This is a genomic window from Desulfococcus sp. (assembly GCF_050178255.1).
In the GTDB taxonomy this organism is placed as follows: domain Bacteria; phylum Desulfobacterota; class Desulfobacteria; order Desulfobacterales; family Desulfococcaceae; genus Desulfococcus; species Desulfococcus multivorans.
Genome location: NZ_JBFXGG010000063.1, coordinates 1 through 18,576 on the forward strand (window position 1 = coordinate 1; position 18,576 = coordinate 18,576).

At 58.0% G+C, this 18,576-nt stretch carries 13 protein-coding genes and 1 tRNA gene; 5 read left to right on the top strand and 9 right to left on the bottom strand.

The genetic code is table 11. From position 1 onward, the window contains the following. Nucleotides 1-675: 675 nt before the first annotated feature. Both AB7S84_RS11850 and AB7S84_RS11855 read left to right on the top strand, forming a co-directional pair. Nucleotides 676-2,163, top strand: a complete 1,488-nt coding sequence (locus AB7S84_RS11850) for a hypothetical protein (RefSeq protein ID WP_020877924.1) — start codon at nucleotides 676-678, stop codon at nucleotides 2,161-2,163. 61 nt (nucleotides 2,164-2,224) lie between these two features. Next, on the top strand, nucleotides 2,225-3,952 hold the full coding sequence (locus AB7S84_RS11855; protein WP_020877925.1) for a hypothetical protein: 1,728 nt from the start codon (nucleotides 2,225-2,227) through the stop codon (nucleotides 3,950-3,952). Nucleotides 3,953-4,145: 193 nt separating this feature from the next. Here the strand turns inward: AB7S84_RS11855 and AB7S84_RS11860 are convergent. From AB7S84_RS11860 to AB7S84_RS11895, 8 genes are all read right to left on the bottom strand, one after another. Continuing rightward, a tRNA-Val gene (locus tag AB7S84_RS11860) sits at nucleotides 4,146-4,220 on the bottom strand. A gap of 41 nt (nucleotides 4,221-4,261) precedes the next feature. After that, entirely contained in the window at nucleotides 4,262-5,074 is an 813-nt protein-coding gene (scpB, locus tag AB7S84_RS11865; protein ID WP_020877926.1) for an SMC-Scp complex subunit ScpB, read from the bottom strand. Next, nucleotides 5,071-5,787 carry a segregation and condensation protein A gene (locus AB7S84_RS11870; protein WP_020877927.1) on the bottom strand — a complete coding sequence of 239 codons (717 nt, stop codon included), beginning with the start codon at nucleotides 5,785-5,787 and terminating at the stop codon, nucleotides 5,071-5,073. The genes scpB and AB7S84_RS11870 overlap by 4 nt, the downstream gene beginning before the upstream one ends. A 50-nt stretch (nucleotides 5,788-5,837) precedes the next feature. Further along, on the bottom strand, nucleotides 5,838-6,824 hold the full coding sequence (trpS, locus tag AB7S84_RS11875; protein WP_020877928.1) for a tryptophan--tRNA ligase: 987 nt from the start codon (nucleotides 6,822-6,824) through the stop codon (nucleotides 5,838-5,840). A 276-nt stretch (nucleotides 6,825-7,100) separates the two neighbouring features. Beyond that, nucleotides 7,101-8,129: an ABC transporter ATP-binding protein gene (locus AB7S84_RS11880; RefSeq protein ID WP_269466182.1), complete on the bottom strand. Its 1,029-nt coding sequence runs from the start codon at nucleotides 8,127-8,129 to the stop codon at nucleotides 7,101-7,103. Continuing rightward, on the bottom strand, nucleotides 8,126-9,100 hold the full coding sequence (locus tag AB7S84_RS11885) for an ABC transporter ATP-binding protein (RefSeq protein WP_428154643.1): 975 nt from the start codon (nucleotides 9,098-9,100) through the stop codon (nucleotides 8,126-8,128). The genes AB7S84_RS11880 and AB7S84_RS11885 overlap by 4 nt, the downstream gene beginning before the upstream one ends. Before the next feature lie 76 nt (nucleotides 9,101-9,176). After that, nucleotides 9,177-10,529 (bottom strand): ABC transporter permease subunit, encoded by a 1,353-nt coding sequence (locus AB7S84_RS11890; protein WP_428154653.1) that lies wholly within the window; start codon nucleotides 10,527-10,529, stop codon nucleotides 9,177-9,179. A gap of 205 nt (nucleotides 10,530-10,734) precedes the next feature. Continuing rightward, nucleotides 10,735-12,345, bottom strand: a complete 1,611-nt coding sequence (locus tag AB7S84_RS11895) for an ABC transporter substrate-binding protein (protein ID WP_428154645.1) — start codon at nucleotides 12,343-12,345, stop codon at nucleotides 10,735-10,737. A gap of 236 nt (nucleotides 12,346-12,581) precedes the next feature. Between AB7S84_RS11895 and AB7S84_RS11900 the strand changes: the two genes are divergently transcribed. From AB7S84_RS11900 to AB7S84_RS11910, 3 genes are all read left to right on the top strand, one after another. Next, nucleotides 12,582-13,490: a helix-turn-helix transcriptional regulator gene (locus AB7S84_RS11900; RefSeq protein WP_020877934.1), complete on the top strand. Its 909-nt coding sequence runs from the start codon at nucleotides 12,582-12,584 to the stop codon at nucleotides 13,488-13,490. Between the two features lie 53 nt (nucleotides 13,491-13,543). Then, nucleotides 13,544-14,347, top strand: a complete 804-nt coding sequence (locus AB7S84_RS11905; RefSeq protein WP_428154648.1) for an SDR family NAD(P)-dependent oxidoreductase — start codon at nucleotides 13,544-13,546, stop codon at nucleotides 14,345-14,347. Nucleotides 14,348-14,543: 196 nt separating this feature from the next. Beyond that, nucleotides 14,544-16,784, top strand: coding sequence for an acetate--CoA ligase family protein (locus AB7S84_RS11910; protein ID WP_428154650.1), 2,241 nt, complete (start codon nucleotides 14,544-14,546; stop codon nucleotides 16,782-16,784). A gap of 33 nt (nucleotides 16,785-16,817) precedes the next feature. On the opposite strand, the gene murJ is transcribed toward AB7S84_RS11910, so the two are convergent. Next, nucleotides 16,818-18,428: a murein biosynthesis integral membrane protein MurJ gene (murJ, locus tag AB7S84_RS11915; RefSeq protein ID WP_020877937.1), complete on the bottom strand. Its 1,611-nt coding sequence runs from the start codon at nucleotides 18,426-18,428 to the stop codon at nucleotides 16,818-16,820. Nucleotides 18,429-18,576: the final 148 nt, after the last annotated feature.

Below are 18,576 nucleotides of genomic sequence, written 5' to 3' on the forward strand. Positions count from 1 at the left end.
CATTAATCAAAAATCTAGTCCAAAATATCTTAAGTCATATCAATATGTTGTGATTCAAGCTGATTCATTTTCAACATATTGTGCTCCACCAAAATCAGCCTCCCCAAAATCCGTTATAATCAGAAAATATCTTTCGCTGTTTTCCTTTGTCAAGTCGATCCTGAAAACCCGGATCCACCGTCACAGTCCAGCCCGGTCGATAATACAGCTGATAGAGAGGGTGTTATGTGTCGGCGGCCTCTTTTCGGTTGAAGCGGCGTATACCATCGTGCATTGTCGTCGGATTGTTCCACCTGACGGACTTCTACCGCAATGAAGGCTTCGCAGGAATGTCCATATCCGCTCGTATTCTGTCTGTAATTTTTATCTGCGGGAATATAAATTACGTTTATATATTATCTGAATATTATTTAAACGTTAAGATTAATTTTTTCATGGAGAAGTTAATTTTGATTGATAATCCCATATCCCATCTGGTATAAGGCAACACGAAAAAACAAGATTTTTTCCAATAAAGCGATCTGATACTTGTTGAGGTCACGATAGCGGGCATTTTCCACGAATTTGCCCGGAAGAACCCATATGTATGATTCCGAATCCGTATGGAAAGGAGGTGAAACCGGTTTTCTTATAGGATGTTCAATCATAACAATTCAAATGGGAGGAGAAAACAGCATGAGCCAAATGACAAGGCGATGGAAAATGGGAATCATGGTTTTTTTAGGACTATGTCTTGCATCATCTCCGCTCTGGGCTGAAATGGGAACCATGTCCCTCAAAAGCGGCGATATTGACGTACAGTTCATGGGTAGCCTAAAGACCTTTCCGACATTTTTGAGCGATGTGGACTTCAACAGCGACGACACCAACCGAGATTATATTTTAGATGAGAATGGCGCGATGTCCGACTTTTCCATCCGCAACGAGGCCCGTATCGGATGGTTGGGCAAGGGTGAAAACTGGGATTTCATGATCATTCTGGAGGCGGATTTCAATCTCAACAAAGATAACGGCGATCGGGGCGCCGACAATACCTCCCCGGTCGATTCCGGAATGACCGGCGAGGATTTCGGTATCGAAAAATTGAATTTCACTTACAATTTCGGTCCATTCGGCATCCTGACCGGATGGAATACGAAAGCCCTGGATATTCAAACCGGCGGTCTGGTCTACGGGGACGATCATCCCTATGTCGGCTTCAGCGGAACGGTGGGGGAAAATTTTTCCTGGGAAGCCCTTTATCTTTCCATATTTGATAAAATCGAGAATATGGATAAGGGCGCGGCCATAGGCCCCTTGGATGCGGACGATCTGGACTGGCAAGTCTACAGCCTCAAACTGACATACCAGTGGGGGCCCATGGCCATATCGCCGTTTTATGCCTACAGCGATAACAGCGATGAGCCGGCTGCCAACGCCAAGACGCACTATTTCGGCGCCGAAGCTTACGGCAAGATCGGCATTGTCACACCGCGCCTGGAACTCGCCTATGCCGTAGGCGATACAGACACCTATGATAGAACAGGGCAGAGCTATGACATCAGTGCCCTTGCTGCCTATGGATCTGTTGAAGTCGAGCTGGATCCCCGGTTTGTGCCCTATATCGGCCTCAAATATGAGGAAGGAGACGACGATCCGAACGATGACGACATCGAGGCATTCAACTCCATCACGGATATTTCACGCTACACCCCCACCTTCGGTATGGAAAACGCCTTTATCTATCGGTTGGTTCCTACGCTGGGCACTCATCTCTACAGCGGGAATTTCAACTTTCTTCCCAAAGCCAGGGGCATAGCGCAAACACCCGGCTACGGCGGTATCAGCAATTCTTCTTCCGGCGATGCGCCGGGCTTGATTATGTTGGGGCTGGGCGCCAAAGGAAAGTTCGGTGATTTATCCTATCAAGCGCAGATCATGCAATTCTGGTTTGATACCAGCGACGGAATGGAAGAATTGCTCGGTCGCGACGTCGACAGCGATGTGGGCATGGAGTTCGACCTTCTGCTGCGATATCAATTCGGTCCGCATTTCAGCGTCGGCAACAATATTGCCGTGTTCAATCCGGGCGACGCAATCGAAGATATCTGGGATTCCGAAACCGCGAGTTCGAATGACGAAATCGCCTTCATGGATACCATCGAGCTGACATGGACATGGTAATAAATTTGCATAATTCCTACAAGACGAACTGATATCTGAAATCGAAAGGAGTTCATATCCCATGAATCGGAAAGGGCTTTTGAAATGGAGCTATGCGCTTATCCCGGTATTCCTGATTGCGATGGAAATGCGTGCAGGTGCGATGGAAAATCCCTTTCCGACGCTCGTTCCTCAATTGAAAAGGGTTTGTCCCGAACCATTTCAGATGGTGGGTACGATCCAGGAGGTCGGTGACGGTCGGGTGCTTTTTGATAAAAAAGCCGGCTATCCTTTACAAAAGGGCCAGTGGCTTATAGTCAGTCAAAATCAGCCCCACCGTTCACCGGCCATGCAGGTTCGGACGGCCTGGATCGAGGTGGAAGCCCTTTTTGAAAAGACCGTGATGGCACGTGTCGCTGTTCAGATGAAAAAACCGACAATGCCGAATGATCTGGTTATGACGCCTCCGCTTCCACGAATTTATGTCGAAAAGGCGGTCGGAGCGTCTTTGGCCGTGGTCCACGATGCGATTATCGAAGATCTGCTGGAAGCGGGCTTTGATGTCCGCCTTGTGGAAGGGAAATCTCCAAGGTCCGACCTGCAGGATTTTTTTCTTGAGCTGAGCGGGAACGGCGCTCTGGTGTGCCGGGTAACAACCGCTCCTCCGGACAGGCGCATTATCTTTCATGAGAATGTTGCGGCACCATCACTGTCGGCAGTTCCCGGAAAGGTTTCCAATCGCGGCACCCTTCCGACTCCCCGGCCTGAAGCATCTTCTATCCGGCAGCCTCCGGAAGAACCCTCGACGGATTATTTTGCTTTAGCGGAACCCTACACGCGGGTGACGGCATGCGATATTCCAGGCGGAACGGGAAGGGAAATCGCATGTCTGGGCCAAAAGGATCTGGTGATCTTTCGCATCGAAGCCGGCGCGCTCAAGGAGATTTCACGCAAATCCTTTCCCGTGAATGATGTCTATCCGTTGCACCTGCATGCGTGCGATCTGGATGGAAATCCGGGAGACGAGCTGCTGGTAACGCTTGCTCAACAAACTGAAACCATAGGGAAAAAAGATAACCGTTTGTGTTCGTGGATTGTTGGTTTCAAAGACGGATCGTTGCACACGCTTGCGGAGAATGCGCCTTACTACTTCAGGGTGATCCGGGACGGCCGCGGCGATCGCATCCCCTTGGCCCAGCGCCAGGGAACGTACCGGCAATATGAAGGCCCGATTCATCGATTGGTATGGCAGCCGTCGCGTCAGCGGCTGGAGGCGGCTGCCCCCTATGAGCCTGCCCGGGGGGTTCACGGCATTTACCAGTTCAACGGCGTTTCGGACGATGAGAATCGTATCATGATTCTGGAGCCCGACGGTCGTCTGCACGGCTATCTCTTGCCGGAGGAACGCCTGGCGGCTTCGGGGGAGAGGGCGTTGGGGGCGTACCATGCACTTTCCTATCCGCTGAAGCGCAAGCAGGATTTGTATCTGGGAGGGTTCGATCGGAAGACGTTTGACGATGTTTATACCGCCAGAAGATTTGAAAGGAGGCGCGATTTTCAGGATCAGTTGTTTACCTTGCATTCTGAAGGTGCGGGCTTGATGAAGGCGATTGCCGGCGTCGGGGGAGCGGGTCGGCAGAGGTCCGGCCAGGTCGTGGGCGTTAAATGGATGGGAGATCGCATTGTGGAGACATGGCAGTCGGAGATATGGTCCAAGGAATTGCTTGATTTTACCTTTCTGGAAGACCCATCCGAAATACTTGTGCTCTACCGTGACTCAGACGGTTACGCCCTCGAGGGGATTCGGTAAAATCGACATCCGAGTCAAGCTGCCGCCAGCATGAAATTCACATGAACGGCGTCAAAGGGGAAAACGATTCGGCCTTCGATAAACCATGGCGCCGCCTGCCGACCGGGATGTGTGTGTTTTGAACTTGTGGCGGTAAACCGGCAACAGAAATAAAAAAGGGGTTGGCTGATTAAGCCTGACCCCTTGATTTCCATGGTGGGCGATACTGGATTTGAACCAGTGACTTCTACCGTGTGAAGGTAGCACTCTCCCGCTGAGTTAATCGCCCGTTCAGCTATGGGGCTTCTATAAAGGTTTCTCCGGGTCAGGTCAAGTTTTTTTTTGCGGGTCGCCGTTGTCGGGCGAGTCGGACGGATCTATATCCGGCTGTGCATCATCCGGCGGTACATCCTGTTCTGTATCCGGTTCCAGGTCGGGTTTCGGATAGGCGGCGGGGGAGGGATCTTCAATGATCATCGGCAGGTGTTCGGGCAAAGCGGTCTTCCCAGGCGCATCCGCTCCAGGATCGATGAGGTTTGGCGCGGGTGCCGATGCCTCTTCCGGCCCATTGTCCGCTGCCGGTTCCGCGGATTCCTGCCGGTCCGATCCTCCCGCCGTCCCGGACTTTTCCGGGGCGAGCTCCCTGGGGGTGGGCAGGTCCTTGAGGTTCTCGAGGTTGAACATCTCCAGGAATTTGCGGGTCGTGCCGTAGAGGAGGGGGCGTCCCGGCATCTCCTTCCGGCCGAGGATCTTGATGATCTTCCGCTCCAGAAGCACCCGGAGGACGCCGCCGCAGTCGACCCCGCGGATGTGTTCGATATCGCTCCTGAGCACCGGCTGCTTGTAGGCGACGACGGCCAGGGTCTCCATGGCGGCCCTGCTCAGTCGGGTTGGACTGTTGCGGTGCAGCCGCCGAATCCATTCCTTGTGCTCGGGGCGGGTCCTCAGCTGGTATCCGCCGGCGACCGCCGTCAGGTAGAAGCCGCCCCTGCGCCGTTCGTATTCGTCGGAAAGCCTGTCCACGGCCGCTTTAACGGCGGAGAGGTCCTCTGTCTCGAGGACCTCTGCCATGCGCCGGATGGAAAGGGGCGACTCCGAAGCGAAGAGCAGGCTTTCGATGATGTGTCTGAGATCGTCGTTCACTGGTAAAACAACCGGATGGTGCCGCTCTGAACGTGTTGGGTGATGCGGACCAGACCGAGCTTGCCCATCTCGAGAAGCGCCAGAAAGGTTGCGATCATCTCTTCCTTTTCGGCGTTTCGGGCGAAGAGGTCCGTGAAGGTCACGGATCCCTTTTCCTCCAGCATCTCGATGATGTAGGCGATTTTGTCCTTGATGGAGAAGCGTTCGGTGTCGAAATCGACGCCGTGCTCCCCGGGCATGTTCTCGATGATCCGCTGAAAGGCGTCGATGAGATCGAAGAGACTGACCTGGATGAACCCGTCTTCCGGATCCGGTTCGATCTCCGCTTTACCCGGGGCCCGGGTAAATGTGTCTTCGCCGAGTATCGGCCGGAGGGCGAGCCGCTCCGCCGCCGATTTCATGCGGAGGTACTCCACGAGGGGCCGGGTGATCTCCAGGCGCGGGTCTTCCTCGTCCGCTTCATCGCCCTCGTGGATCGGGAGCAGCATCCGCGATTTGATCTGGGTGAGGGTAGCGGCCATGAGCAGGAAATCTCCTGCGAAATCGACGTTCATGGCCTTCATCCAGTCGATGTACTCGAGGTACTGCTCGGTGATGAGGGCGATGGGGATGTCATAGATGTCCACCTCGTTCTTGTGGATGAGATAGACGAGAAGATCCATGGGGCCTTCGAAAATGTTCTCGACCTTGACTTCGTATCGGTGATCCGACATGGCAAAACGGGGCTGCGGCCGGGAGGCTCTTAAGCCTCCCGGTTACCGCGCTAGATGCTCATGGCCGCCCGCACCTCCTCCATGGTTCTCTGGGCCGACTCCCGGGCTTTGTTGCCGCCGGTGAGGATGATCTCGGCGAGGAGTTCGGGCCGTTTTTCATAGTAGGCCCGTTTCTCCCGGATAGGCTCCAGAAAGGCGATGAGGTTTTTGGCCATCTTCTTTTTGCAGGCGACGCAGCCGATCTGGGCCGATCGGCACTGATGACGGATCTCATCAACGGTTTCCTTGGGACTGTAAAGCTTGTGAAAATCGAAGACGTTGCAGATATCCGGGTTTCCAGGATCACTCTTGAGCTTTCGGGCCGGGTCCGTAACGAATTTCGATACCTTTTCCATGATCTCCTCGGGGGAATCGGACAGGTAAATGGCGTTGTCGTAGCTTTTGCTCATTTTCCGTCGGTCCCATCCGAGGATCTTCGAGGTCTCGGTGAGTATGGCCTGGGGTTCCGGAAATATTTCCCTGTAGAGGTAGTTGAAGCGTCTGGCGATCTCCCGGGTGATCTCCACGTGGGGAACCTGATCCACGCCCACGGGAACCCCGTCGGCTTTGTAGATGATGATGTCGGCGGCCTGCAGCAGGGGATAGCCGAGAAACCCGTATGTCGACAGGTCTTTGCCGGCGAGCTGAACGATCTGGTCCTTGTAGGTGGGGACGCGCTCCAGCCACGGCACCGGCGTGATCATGGCGAGCAGAAGAAAGAGCTCAGCGTGTTCCTTGATATGGGACTGCACGAAGAGCGTGCTCTTTTCCGGAGAGAGCCCGACGCTGAGCCAGTCGATCATCATCTGCTTCACGTAGTCCGGAATCTTTTCCGGATGCTCGTAGTTGCTGGTGAGGGCATGCCAGTCGGCGATGAAAAAAAAACAGTCATACCGCTCCTGCATGTCGATCCAATTCTCCAAAGCGCCGTGAAGGTTCCCCAGGTGAAGCGGGCCGGTGGGGCGCATCCCGCTGAGGATTCGTTTTTTGTCTGCCATTGGGATAAGGTCTCCTAACTGTCTGGTCTTTTCAGATTGGGCTCACATGATTCGGCCCCTACATATATAATTCCTTTGAAAAAAGCAATCCTGTTGGAAGCCGCGGATCATCCCCCAAAAGAGGCGTTGTCCCGCGGGCGTATCCGTGCTGGGATGTTGAAAACTCGTTCAATACGAGGCTCTCTGAAACGGTGGTGCGGCCGTGAATGTTTCTGAATTTCTCCGGATGAAGGCCGCCAGGATGGGGATCCACGGGATTCCGGCGAACCTGGGGATCTACTGACCGCCTCTCCCCGACCCGTCATAAAGAAAACAACGCACCCAATGGCCCGGACGGGGCTCATGACATGCCGGGACATCCTTTCGGCAGCGGTCCATCACATGGGGACACCGGGGGTGAAAATGGCAGCCTTCGGGCGGCGAGAGGGGGCTCGGGAGATCGCCGGCCGGGATGCTTCGCTGCCGGGTCGAGTTGACATCGGGCACGGGCGCGGCGTCGAGCAGCGCCTGGGTGTAAGGGTGCAGGGGGTCGGCGTACAGGTCGGATTTTCTCCGCAGCTCCACGAGGCGCCCCAGATACATGACGGCGACGCGGTCGCTGATGTGCCGGACCACCGAGAGGTCGTGGGAGACGAAGAGATAGGTCAGGCGAAACCGCTCCTGGAGATCCATGAGGAGATTGATGACCTGAGCCTGGATGGAGACGTCCAGGGCCGACACCGGTTCGTCGCAGATGATCAACTCCGGCTGGAGGACCAGTGCACGACCGATGCCGATGCGCTGCCGCTGGCCCCCGCTGAACTCGTGAGGGTATCGGTTGATGACCTCCGGCCGGAGTCCCACGAGTTTCATGATCTCCCGAACCCGTTCCAGCCGCTGGAGAGGGGTTCCAACCCGGTGGATGACCAGGGCTTCGGCGATGATCCGGCCCACCGTCATGCGTGGATTGAGGGAGGCGTAGGGGTCCTGGAAGATGATCTGCATTTTCCGCCGGAGGGGCCTGAGGGCCCGTCGACCCAGGGCCAGGATGTCCCGGCCGTCAAAGCGAATCTCCCCTGCCGTCGGCTCCTCCAACCGCAGGATGGTCCGTCCCAGGGTCGATTTTCCGCAGCCGCTCTCTCCCACCAGCCCCAGGGTCTCACCCCGGTATATATCGAGATCGATGCCGTCCACGGCCTTGACGGCACCCCATTTTCCGACGGCGGCCTCGCCGGGCGCGGCATAGTATTTCTTGACACCCCGCAGACTCACCAGTGTGTCACGTCCGGTCGTCCCACCGCCTGGTTCACGGCGATTTTCCATCATGCCTCCTCGTAGAGCCGGCATCGCACCGCATGGCCGTCGACTTCGATCAGGCCGGGCTCGGCATCGATGCACCGATCGAATACCCGATCGCAACGATCGCTGAATTTGCATCCGCCGGGAAGGGAAAGGAGGTTCGGCACTACGCCGGGGATTGCCGCCAGCCGGGCCCGATCGGATGTCGCCGCCCCGGGAATAGATCGCATGAGCCCTTGGGTGTAAGGGTGCAGGGGACGATTGAAGAGTGTTTTGACGTCGGCCGCCTCCACGATGCGTCCCGCGTACATCACCACCACATGCTCGGCGGTTTCGGCCACCACCGCAAGATCATGGGTGATGAGAAGGATGGCGGTGCCGGTCTTTCGCCGCAGCGTGTCCATGAGTTCCAGGATCTGGGCCTGGATGGTCACGTCCAGGGCCGTGGTGGGCTCGTCGGCGATAATGAGGCGCGGACTGCAGGCCAGGGCCATGGCGATCATCACCCGCTGCCGCATGCCGCCGCTCATCTGGTGGGGGTAGTCGTTCACCCGTCGCTCGGGGGAGGGGATGCCCACTTGCCGCAGCAGTTCCACGGCCCGTTCCAGCGCCGCCCTCCTGGAAAGCCGCTGGTGAAGCCTGAGAACCTCGATGATCTGTTCTTTTACGCGAAACACCGGGTTGAGGGAGGTCATGGGCTCCTGGAAGATCATGGAGATCTGGTTTCCCCGGATCCGGCGCATCTGCCGCTCCGGGAGGGTCAACAGGTCGGTGCCGTCGAACCGGATCCTGCCGTCCACGATCCGTCCCGGCGGATCGGGGATGAGACGCATGATCGAGAGGGCGGTGACGCTCTTGCCGCATCCTGATTCCCCCACCACGGCGAGGGTTCTGCCGGGAAAGAGCGAGAAGCTGACGTTGTCCACGGCCTTGGCCTTGCCGCGGTCGGTGAAAAAATAAGTCTTGAGGCCGCTGACGTCGAGCAGAGGTTCCGGCATGTCAATTCCTCTTGCCAATCCGCGGACCGGGAGGGGTCGTGGATGCGGAATGGCCGTGCAGGTTTTTCAAAAGGGTCTATTCCCGAAGTCTGGGATCCAGCGCATCCCTCAAACCGTCCCCCAGAAGGTTGAACCCGAGAACGGCGAAGAGAATCATCAGCCCGGGAAAAGTGACCGCCCACCAGGCCCTGAGAATCAGCGCACGCCCGTTGGCCAGCATGGCGCCCCATTCGGGGGTCGGCGGTTGAGCCCCCAGTCCCAGGAAGCTCAGGGCCGGGGCCTCGAGGATGGCCGAAGCGAACCCCAAAGTCGTCTGAACGATGAGGGGCGCCAGACAGTTGGGGAGGATGTGGACGAAGATCATCCGCGCGTCCCCCGCCCCCAGTGCCCGTGCCGCCTGGACACAGTCCTTGCCATATTCCTCCAGAACCGATCCGCGTACGATCCGGGCGTAACGCGGGATGCCGACGACCCCGATGGCCATCATGGCGTTTCTCAGGCTGGGGCCCAGAAAGGCCACGATGACGATGGCCAGCAGGATGGCGGGAAAGGCCAGCAGGATGTCCATGAGCCGCATGATGAGGTTGTCGGCCCTTCCCCCGTAAAAACCGGCGATAGCACCTGCCAGGATCCCGAAAAAGAGGGAGATGGAGACGGCGACGATGCCCACCAGAATGGAGATGCGTGCACCGTAGATGATGCGGCTCAACAGGTCCCGGCCGAAATCGTCGGTGCCCAGGGGATAGGTCCATGTGCCGCCTTCGTCCCAGACCGGGGGCTTCAGCTTGTCGTAAAGGGACTGGGCCAGGGGATCGTGGGGCGCGATCCATTGAGAAAAAAGGGCCATGAACAGAAAGAGGAAAATGATGAGGATGCCGGCCGCGGCGATCCTGTTTTTTCGGAGACGGAGGAGCGCTTCGGTCAAAGGGCCGCGGGATTTTTCCGATTCTGTAAGGCTGTTTTGCAGTGATGCGGCGGTCGTCTTCATCAGCTCACCTTGATCCGGGGGTTGACCCAGGCATAGAGAATGTCCACCAGCATGTTGATCAACACGAAGGTGGCGGCCACCAGCATGGTTCCCCCCTGAACCCTTGGCCCTGGCGGTCCGGATATAGTCCTGGCGCAGCACCTCCAGCATGCTGGAGCGGGTGATGCGGGCGATGATGGCCATGGGGATGGTGGAGAGGGTGACGGCCGGCATGACGAGGTGCCGGAGGGCGTCTTTGAAGGCCGGCCAGTTGCCGGTGATGACGCTGTCCAACACGTAGATGCGGGTGACGGTCTCCAGGCTGATGTTGTAGCTGAGTCTTCCCGAAAGGGGCAGCCACCCCAGGTTGAGGGAGAAGATGATCATGAGAACCAGGCCGAGCCAGAAGATGGGCATGGAGACCCCGATGAGGGAAAAGACCATGCTGGTGTAATCAAAGATGGAATATTGCCGCGTCGCCCGGAATCAGGTGAATCATGAAAAAGACGAGGACCGAGATGCCCAGCAGCGTCGGGATCAGGGATAGAAAGCGATGCAGGATGAATCTTGCCAGGATGTTTTCCTCACGCTTGTCCGGGTAACGATATCGGAGAGCCGGGCGACAATTGTCCGGCTCCGGTAACGGCCGTCACGGACGGCGGTGTCGCTATTCCACCCACACCTTGTGGAGCCGTACGCTCGAGGTGGGGTGGAGCTTGAAGTTCCGGACGGTTTTCAATTCAGGCCATACCACCAGAGAGTGGGCGATGTTGATCAGCGGCACTTCATCGTTGATGAGCTCCTGGGCGTGACGGTAGAGCTGAATCCGTTCATCCCTGGAGTTGGCCTGCTTGGCCTTGACAATGGTGTTGTGGTAGTCCTCGTTTTTCCATTGGGTCCGAACATTGGGGTCTGCCATGCCGTCCAGGAGCACTGCGAGGAAATTGTCGGGGTCTCCGTTGTCGCCGGTCCACCCCAGCTGGAAGAGATCCATCTCGGGCGGTTGAGTCCGCTGCTTCTTGAGATAGGTACCCCATTCGAAGGTCACCAATTCCACGTCGATTCCCACCTTCCTGAGATCGGCCTGGATGGCCTCGCCCACCTTCATGCCGTTGGGATTGTAGGGTCGTGCCACCGGCATGCTCCAAAGGCTGATCCCGTTCTGGCCGGCCGCCTTGAGCTTGCCCTGAAAATCGGCCTCCTGAAGGAGTTTTCTGGCGGCTTCCGGATCGTAGGGGTGGTCGATGACGTCGTCATTATATCCCCACATCGTCGGGGGAATGGTATTCTTGGCGACCTGGCCGAGGCCGTAATAGATGTTGTCGACGATGGCCTTCTTATTGACGGCCAGAGCGATGGCTTTGCGGATCCGCTTATCCTGCCAGAGGGGCTTGGTGTGGTTGAAGCCCACGTAGCCGATATTCATGCCGGGCTGGGTTGCCAGTTTCAGGTTTTCGTCCTTTTCCGCCAGTTCGATGTCCTCGGGATTGGGGAACTGACAGATGGAGATGTTGCCGGTCTTCAGTTCCAGAAAGCGGACCGAGTTGTCCGGAATGACGCGGAATATGGCCTGGTCCAGGCAGGGGCGGCCGCCCCAGTAGTCGTCGTTGGCTTCGAGGATGATCCGGTCGTCCTTGATCCATTTGACAAATCTGAAGGGCCCGGTGCCGACGGGGTTGCTTCTGAAGTCCTCGCCGTATTTCCTCACGGCCGCCGGGCTCACGATGGCGGCGAAGTCCATGGCCATGTTGGCCAGAAACGGCGCCTCGCGGCGTTTGAGCTTGAAAACGACCGTGTTGTTGTCCAGGGCCTCGATGCTGTCGATGGTATTGTCCATCTCCATGCTGAGCCAGTACTCGGCCGGCGGCTGTTTTTCCGGAAACGGCAGTGCGTCGCCGGTGAATTTGACCTTTTTTTCATTCATCATCCGGCCGATGGAGAAGACCACCGCGTCGGCGTTCATTTCGGTGCCGTCGTGGAATTTGACGCCTTCGCGCAGATGAAAGGTATAGGTGAGGCCGTCCTCGCTCACATCCCAGGCGGTGGCCAGACCCGGAACGAGATCCGTCGATTCATCTGCGTAGAGTACCAGCTGATCGAATACGTTGTCGCAGATCATGAACGAATTGCCGTCGGTTTCAAACGCCGGGTCAAGCCCCGAGCTGTCGCCGCCGCGTCCGAAGATGATCGTTCCACCGACCTTGGGATCGGCCGCCGTTGCCGTTCCCGCAAGGATCAACACCAATGCGACGGCCCACCAAAACGATCGTTTAGCCATACTTCCTCCTTATCGATGGTGCGGTTGATGAAAAACAAAGCCAAACCAAATCAATTGGATAGCAAAAAGGGGGTATAATGTCAAAACGATATCTCAACGGTGGGGATTTCAGAGCAGCATGTTTTCCGGCCGCATTTTCACGAACGTGTTGACAGGGGTGGTGAAGCACCTATAATGAAGATCATCCAACGCCGTTGGCTTCGAACCCGCCAAAACCGTTTCCAAGGAAAACCGCCATGAAAGAGCTGCTGTCCACCCGTGAAGTCGCAAAATTCCTGGATATCAACGAAAAGATGGTCTATTCCCTCATCTCGGAAAAAGGCCTCCCCGCCACCAAAATTACCGGGAAATGGCTTTTCCCCAAACATCTTGTCGAGCAATGGGTTGAAGCCAACACCATCAATTATCCGGAGCCATCGACCCATCTTCCGCCCTACCACGGTCTTCTCATCATCGCCGGGAGCAACGATCCGCTTCTGGAAAAGACCATCACCCTTTTCAACCAGACTCACACGGACCATGTGGCGGTGTTCGGGAACCTGGGCAGCATGGGGGGAATCAGGGCGCTCCGGCGGGATCTCTGCCATATGGCGTCGAGCCACCTCCTGCAGGAGGACGAGGAGGACTACAATTTCGCCTTTGCCGGTGCGGAGCTGGATCGAATGCCCGCAGTCGTCAATTTCTGTCGGCGAGAGCAAGGCATCCTGGTGCGGAAGGGCAATCCCAAGGATATCACCTCTGTGGCGGATTTCGCCCGACCGGGCCTGCGGATGGTCAACCGGCCCCTCGGCACCGGCACCCGTCTCCTGTTCGACCGGGCGCTTGCCGCCGCAGAAATCAAGGGCGACCAGATTGATGGATATCATCTTGAAGTGGCTCGACATATCGACGTCGGGCTCGAGATCCTGACGGGCCGCGCGGATGCCGCGCCCTGTATCCGTCCGGTGGCCAACCTGCTCGACCTCGATTTCATTCCCCTTCGCTGGGAACGGTACGATCTGTTGATGACCCGGGAACGCTTTTTCGAGCAGGGGGTTCAACTCTTCATCGGCATGCTCCATGAAAAGCCGTTTCTGGAATTGGCGGCCCAAATCGAGGGGTATGATGTCGGCATGGCCGGGAAGATGGTTTTCCCCAAGGAGTAAACAGGTTGTCCACGGTCTTTCTGCTGCGGACGGATGAAAAAAGGGGGTAATGGATGACCGATTTTCCCGTGATTCTTGTCACCGGTGCCTCGAGGGGGCTGGGTGCCGAGATCGCCCGATGGCTGGGTACAGCCGGCGCGGGAGTGGTTCTGGCAGCCCGCACGGAATCAGCGTTAACCCGGGTCGCACGTTCGGTGGCGTCACTGGGGGGAGCGCCCATGGTCCTGTCGGCGGATCTGGCCGTTCGGGAGGCGTGCGATCGGGTGGTTCAACAAGCCCTCGATCGGTTCGGCCGGCTGGACGGCCTGGTCAACAACGCGGGGATCCTCGAGCCTGTCGCCACCATCGCGCGGTCCGACCCCGACGCGTGGGCCGGGAACATCGCCGTCAACCTGCTGGCCCCGTTTTATCTGATCCGTGCGGCGCTTCCTGCCCTGCAGGAAACACGCGGCCGCGTGATCAACATCAGCAGCGGTGCGGCAGGGAAACCGATCGGGGCCTGGAGCGCCTATTGCGCCGCCAAGGCCGGCCTGACGCATCTGACGGCGGTTCTCGCCGTCGAGGAGCCGCGAATCACCGCCGTGGCCCTCCGGCCGGGCGTTGTCGATACCGCGATGCAGGAACGGATCCGGCAGGAAGGACCGGGAGCGATGGATCCCGAGACTGCCGAATATTTCCGGCGACTCAAGACGGAGGCGCGGCTCGAGCCGCCCTGGGTGCCTGCCCGGGTCGCGGCGTGGCTGGCCCTCCATGCACCCCGCTCCCTGAGCGGGCGATTCGTCGAATACGACGACCCCCGGATCGCCGATCCGGCCCTGGATTTTTTCGGGGCGTCCGCGCCTGAATCAGTGTCCTGAGGCCGCCAAGCGGCCTTGCCCTCTCCTTGTCACTTCGCAAAAAATTCTGACAGTCCATGCAACTATCGCCACCGCCGATCCCATCGATGTTTCGGATTCGATCTGCCTTTTAGGTTCTGAATATATTCAGAAACAGATTTGTTCTGTTTTGATGGCACGGTGTTTGCTTTGCCTTGGGAGCAGACTGGAAAAGGCCATGGCTTACAGCAGAAGCAGACAACCCTCAAGAATGGAGATGATGATGTATACTGGAGACTCATGCGACAGAGAAGCGAGAACATTCGCGGGCCGTGTCGAAAATAACGGCATTGATCCGATCATCAACGCCCGCTCCATCGCCGTGATCGGCGCCAGCAACCGCGTGGGAAGCGTCGGTCTTGCGGCTTTCAAGAACCTGCTCAGCGCCGGGTACAAAGGCGTGCTCTATCCGGTTCATCCCCGTGAAAAATCGATTCAGGGCGTCAAGGCTTATCCCGCCCTGGAGGCAATTCCGGACTTCGTGGACCTGGCCGTCGTCATCATCGGCGCTGACCAGGTGCCCGGGATCGTTCAGTCGGCCGCGGACCGGGGCATCAAAGGCTGTATTGTGATCAGCGCCGGGTTCAAGGAGATCGGCGGCCACGGGGTGGTGCTTGAAAACCGGTTGAAGCAGATCGCGGCGAGCACCGGAATCCGAATCATCGGCCCCAACTGTCTGGGCATCATCAACACCGATCCCGACATTCGGATGAACGCCAGTTTCGCCCGGATCATGCCCAAAAGCGGAAATATCGCCTTCATATCCCAGTCGGGTGCCCTTTGCACCTCGGTGCTGGACTATGCCGCCGGCCGGAACATCGGTTTTTCCAAATTCATCAGCTTCGGGAACAAGGCCGACATCAACGAAATCGACTTTCTGAGGTATCTCAAGGAGGATCCCGATACCCAGCTGATTCTGATGTATCTCGAGGATATCAGCAGCGGCCATGCATTTATGGAGATTGGAAAGGAGATCACCTACCAGGCCGGAAAACCCATCCTCGTGGTCAAGTCGGGACGCTCGACAGAGGGTGCCAGGGCGGCGGCGTCCCACACCGGCTCTCTGGCCGGATCCGACGCCACCTACGACGCCATATTTTACCAGAGCGGCATCCAGCGGGTGGAGGGCATCAACGAACTGTTCAATTACGCAGAGGCGTTTTCAAAGCAGCCGCTGCCCCGGGGGAATCGGGTGGCCATCGTCACCAACGCCGGCGGCCCGGGAATCATGGCCACCGACGCGGCGGTCCGTCATGGGTTGAAACTGGCGACCCTTTCCGAAGAGACACGGGCCAAACTCAAGACGCACCTGCCGCCCACGGCGAGCCTCGGCAATCCGGTGGACGTCATCGGGGACGCCACCCACGAACGCTACGAGGCGGCCATTCGGACCGTGGTGGAGGATGACGGGGTCGACGGTGCCATCGTCATTCTGACGCCCCAGGCCATGACGGACATTCTCGAGACGGCGGAGATCCTTCCCCGGGTGGCGGCCGACGTGAACAAGCCGATATTGGGATCCTTCATGGGTATGGTGGATGTCTCCGAAGGTGTCGAATATCTCCAGTCCCACGGCATACCCAACTATGTGTTTCCCGAAGCCGCAGCCCGGTCCATGGCTGCCATGGTACGGTTCGGCGAACGTCTGGCCACCCGGGAGCGCCGCCGGGTGATCACCCGAATGCCCTGCGATGCCGACGGCGTGGCCCGGTTCTTCCGTGTAAAGTTGGCGGCGAATGAAAAAGCCTATGTATCGGAGGCGGAAGCCTACGACATATTCGCGGCCTATCATCTTCCGGTGCCCCGTCGTCGGATGATCCGTGACGCTTCGGAAATCGACGACGCTGTTGCCGCCGTCGGCCTCCCGGCAGTCATGAAGATCGTCTCCCCCGACATCATCCATAAATCCGATGCCGGGGGCGTAAAAGTCAATTTATCGACGCCTGAAGCCGTTCGGTCCGCTTATGACGAGATTATCGCCAACGCCTTGCGGTACAAGGCAGATGCCCGGATCGACGGCGTCCTTATGGTGGAGATGGCGGGGAAGGGAGTGGAAGTGATCCTGGGGGCCACGCGGGATCCGGCCTTCGGTCCCATCTGCATGTTCGGTCTCGGTGGGATCTTCGTGGAGGTCATGAAAGACGTGACATTCCGTCTTGCCCCCATGTGGGAGTTGAGCGCCGAGAATATGATCCGGCAGATCAAGAGCTTCCGGATCCTCGAGGGGGTTCGGGGGAACCCGCCGTCGGATCTGGATGCCTTGAAGCAGTGCATCATGAAGCTCTCTCAACTGGCGGCGGATCACCCCGAGATCCGTGAGATGGACATCAACCCGCTGATCGTGTATCCCGAGGGGGGTGGGTGTGTCGTTGCCGACGGGCGGATCATGCTCGAGCGGCCCCGGAAGGGAGCTGTCTGAGGCTGCTCCGGGGGGCGCCGCGGGACGCGCCCCCTATGCCTTCCGATCCTTTTCGGCCGTGGGGGAGGGCCGGGCCCGCGTCAGAACGGTTCGAACGCGGGTCAGCATTTTTTGGCGGATATCCTCGATTTCACGGATCCTGAAGAGCCGTGCAGCCCCGAGAAGCAGGGCCAGAAAGACTGTTCCGACAAGCACTGAGGCGGCAAGTGCGCCTGCGGGGGTCTGGGTGTCGATGCCTGCGGCGATCCAGGTCCTGAAACGCTCCAGGGCTACCCCGATTCCCGCGCTGACGACGGTGAGCTTGAGGTAGTGGCGGTAGACGCCGGCGCTTTCCAGGTTGCGGCTTCGGTAATTCCACAGGGCATACAGGAGCCACACCTGGAAGACCACCGAGAGCGAGATGGCAGCCGCAATGCCGTCGGCTCCCCATCGCTGCATGTTGTACACGTAGACCGGAATACTGAGGAGGGCGCCGGCCGAACAGAACACCGATGGAAACAGCGTGTTCTGAACTGCAAAATAGGCGCGAATGACGATGGATTGGGCTGAAAAAGCGACGGTACCCGCCATCAGATAAAAGAGGAGGCGCGCGGTCAAGGCCGTCGCTGCCGCGTCGAAACGGCCCCGCTGGAAAAGCAGCAACACGATTTCGTACCGGAGGACCATAAACAGCACGGAAAAAGGAATGACCGCCGCCAGATATTTCAACGTGATGTTCAGCAGCGCGTTCATCTCGGGCAAACGGTTTTCGGCGGCCAGGCGGGCCATGTAGGGAAACGAGGCCGTTCCCACCGCCTGGCCGAAAAAGCCGACCAGAACGAACATGATCCTGAGGTCGTAGGTCAGGGCGGCGATGCTGCCTGAAGGCAGATAAGATCCGAAGAATTTCAGAAAGAATTCGGTGGAGAAGCTCATGGTGAGTCCCACCATGAGCGGCAGAGAGGCAAGGACGTATGCTTTCAGATCCCGATGCCTGAACTCGAATCGGAGGGTCAGGACCATCCCGACCCGCCGTGCGCCGAAGAACTGAATGATGCAGTTGCCCGCCAAGGCGCCGATCAGTGCTCCCCAGGAAAATCCCTCCATTCCCATGTATGGACTCAGAAGGGCTCCGAACCCGATGATCCCCAGATTATAAACGAGAGGCGCCAAGGCTGGAACGGTGAAGCGTTCCCGGGCGAACTGGACCGCCATGAAAAGCCCCCCGGTAAAGAAGAAGAACTGAGCCGGCATGACGATGCGGGTCATCCGAACGGCTTTGGCCTTGAGGACGGGGTCATCCAGGCCCGGAGCGATCAGGTCGATGAGCTGGGGCGCCAGGATCGACGCCGCGATGATGAGCAGGATCAGGAGGCTGCCGAAACAGGTGAAGATAATGGAACAGACCCGCCAACCTTCCGCCTCCAGATCCATGGCCAGGTACCGGGAAAAGATGGGGATGAAGGTGACCGAAAGAAACCCGCTGGCCAGGAGGTGATTCAATATCTCGGGGATGACGAAGGCCACCTGGTAGGCGTCCACCTCGGGGCCTGCCCCGCCTGCATAGGCAATAACCATTTCCCGGGCCAGGCCGATCACGCGGCTCAAGAGGACCGAGGCCATCATGATCAGGGATGCGATACCGACTTTACGATAGGATGTCATGGCGTGTGTCGTTCTGTCTCCGCGTGCCGTTCATGAGGCCCCCCGCCGGGACCTCTTCCGTGCCGAAGCGTCCTTGACCATAGCACACGGCAACGGATGCAGGCCAAGGTAAAATCCATGATCCTTTTGCAAGTCGGATTCTCGATCC

Coding starts and splice junctions, on each gene's coding strand:
- AB7S84_RS11850 (WP_020877924.1), top strand. CDS start 676: ATGAGCCAAATGACAAGGCGATGGAAAATGGGAATCATGGTTTTTTTA.
- AB7S84_RS11855 (WP_020877925.1), top strand. CDS start 2,225: ATGAATCGGAAAGGGCTTTTGAAATGGAGCTATGCGCTTATCCCGGTA.
- AB7S84_RS11870 (WP_020877927.1), bottom strand. CDS start 5,787: ATGTCGGATCACCGATACGAAGTCAAGGTCGAGAACATTTTCGAAGGC.
- trpS (WP_020877928.1), bottom strand. CDS start 6,824: ATGGCAGACAAAAAACGAATCCTCAGCGGGATGCGCCCCACCGGCCCG.
- AB7S84_RS11880 (WP_269466182.1), bottom strand. CDS start 8,129: ATGATGGAAAATCGCCGTGAACCAGGCGGTGGGACGACCGGACGTGAC.
- AB7S84_RS11885 (WP_428154643.1), bottom strand. CDS start 9,100: ATGCCGGAACCTCTGCTCGACGTCAGCGGCCTCAAGACTTATTTTTTC.
- AB7S84_RS11895 (WP_428154645.1), bottom strand. CDS start 12,345: ATGGCTAAACGATCGTTTTGGTGGGCCGTCGCATTGGTGTTGATCCTT.
- AB7S84_RS11900 (WP_020877934.1), top strand. CDS start 12,582: ATGAAAGAGCTGCTGTCCACCCGTGAAGTCGCAAAATTCCTGGATATC.
- AB7S84_RS11905 (WP_428154648.1), top strand. CDS start 13,544: ATGACCGATTTTCCCGTGATTCTTGTCACCGGTGCCTCGAGGGGGCTG.
- AB7S84_RS11910 (WP_428154650.1), top strand. CDS start 14,544: ATGGCTTACAGCAGAAGCAGACAACCCTCAAGAATGGAGATGATGATG.
- murJ (WP_020877937.1), bottom strand. CDS start 18,428: ATGACATCCTATCGTAAAGTCGGTATCGCATCCCTGATCATGATGGCC.